Origin of the sequence: Dapis brunnea BLCC-M229, from assembly GCF_050015995.1 — a bacterium.
Lineage (GTDB): Bacteria > Cyanobacteriota > Cyanobacteriia > Cyanobacteriales > Microcoleaceae > Trichodesmium.
This window is the reverse complement of the sequence record NZ_JBNHEP010000123.1, coordinates 1-1,916: the sequence shown is the minus strand read 5'-3', so window position 1 is coordinate 1,916 and position 1,916 is coordinate 1. Positions and strand designations below refer to the sequence as shown.

General features: G+C 44.1%; 1 protein-coding gene. It reads right to left on the bottom strand.

The annotated features are described in order from the left end of the window. Nucleotides 1-265: 265 nt before the first annotated feature. Nucleotides 266-1,378, bottom strand: a complete 1,113-nt coding sequence (locus ACP6PM_RS14680) for a calcium-binding protein (RefSeq protein WP_426585807.1) — start codon at nucleotides 1,376-1,378, stop codon at nucleotides 266-268. Between the last annotated feature and the right edge of the window lie 538 nt (nucleotides 1,379-1,916).

The window sequence follows — 1,916 nt, the reverse complement described above, 5'->3', positions numbered from 1 at the left end:
CCCCCTCTCCCCACACTTCTTTTAGATCAAAGGTAAAAAACCTACCCCTGTGAAACACTTCCCACCCCCCTTACTCCCCGAACTATACAATAAGTATTCAAGCGGATTTGATATTAGGGACTGGAAATACCCTTTGTTCCGATGAACAAATTCTACGTTGAAATTCCCTTAATAACTTTAGAAAAATAATCTTGCTGAGTGCTGAGTGCTAACCCCTTTTGTTATTTAATCCCCACCTTGAGCGAGGATCAAGTATTGAAAACCCTTAGGAAATGAATTCAAAAGAGGGAGCGTTTAAAATAGAGCCAATATCAACCCCTACAAAAGTAGCAATTATATCGTCATTAAACAAAAGCAAGCCATTGTTACCAGCATCATTGCCAAAACCATAACCCCCTAGATCATCTGCATTGAGTCGGATTATATCTACATTTACCTGAAAATCCTGAATGACTGCAATGTCACCATTAGTATTGCCGCTATAGAAAACACTACTCTCGTCGCCAAGCACAAAGGTGTCTTCATCATCACCACCGACTAAGATATCAACCTCAACAACTCCTAAACCGCCAGTACCTCCCATGAGAATGTCATTGCCTTCACCCCCGTTGACAGTGTCAAAGCCTTCACCCCCGTTGAGATTGTCATTGCCATCTTCACCGAATAGTTGGTCATTGCCTGTTTCACCATCAAGGTTGTCATCACCGCTAGGAGAACTATTGTTGCTGCCACCCCAAAGACTATCGTCACCGCTGCCTCCTCCTATATTGTCATTGTCTTCTTCACCGAATAGTTGGTCATTGTCTGCACCACCATCAATATCGTCATCGCCTCTGCCGCCTATTTGGGTGTCATTGCCATCGCTCCCAAAAAGGCTGTCGTTGCCATCCCCCCCGAAGTGTAGGTCATCACCCTCGTTATCTAATAGCTGGTCGTCGCCTTCGCCCCCATCGAGAATGTCATCGCCTCTGCCACCGATTTGGGTGTCATTGCCTTCCCCGCCATCCAGTGTATCCGAGCCATTTCCCCCGGCGAGAAAATCATTACCGCCCTCACCGAAGAGCTCGTCATTACCATTGTCACGAGAACTATCTCCTATGATTTGGTCATCACCATCACCCCCGTAGATGGTGTCACTGCCAGCATTGCCCAAGAGTTGGTCGTTACCATTGGAAACTCCGTCCCTATCTCCAAAGATCAGGTCATCCCCGGCGGCCCCTTTGATGAAGTCATTGTTGGCAAAACCAACTAAGGTATCGTTTCCGCTACGAGCGATGATATTATCGTCTCCTCCATAAGCGAGAACTAAATTATCTTCTGAATTACCTCTAGGGATGAGCAAAAAGTCGTTTCCATCAGTTCCTTCTATTGTAGCCATGATATTTATATTTATCTCCTAAAATTATATTTCTTAGATTCTACTTAAGGGGTGCATCCCAGTTTTTATTTTTCAACAAAAGAATAACTGTTATTGTGTAGCTTGCTCCCCGCAGGGTGGAAGAACGACGAAGCAATTCCATTATTTTCTTCTGAGTGAGAGATTTTGCGATTGCTTCACTCCACTACCTTCGGGAACATCTTAGATGAAAGTTACGTTGGCAATGACCTGCAAAAAAGTGACATGCTCCCTACTTCAGAAAGGGAATAATAATAGTTTCAGTGCCGAGCCAAAAAACTTGAAACCCTGATGATCTTAAGTTTTTTATTGATAGCGGTAGCCACAAAGGTTAGGACATATTGAAAGGCTCAAACCACGGAATCTCAATAATCAATCTTCTGCTTTCTGCCTTTGGCTATACATCACAGGTGCAATTAATTTGATTGCGGAAAACTTTTTCCAGCTTTCAGCAACTTTGAGCCGATTCATGTTCAGGTTGTTGCCAAGTTTTCAGCTCCTGATGGGTTTGAGCAGGGGA

Excerpts from the sequence above, each read along its gene's own strand:
- ACP6PM_RS14680 (WP_426585807.1), bottom strand. The coding sequence starts at position 1,378 with ATGGCTACAATAGAAGGAACTGATGGAAACGACTTTTTGCTCATCCCT.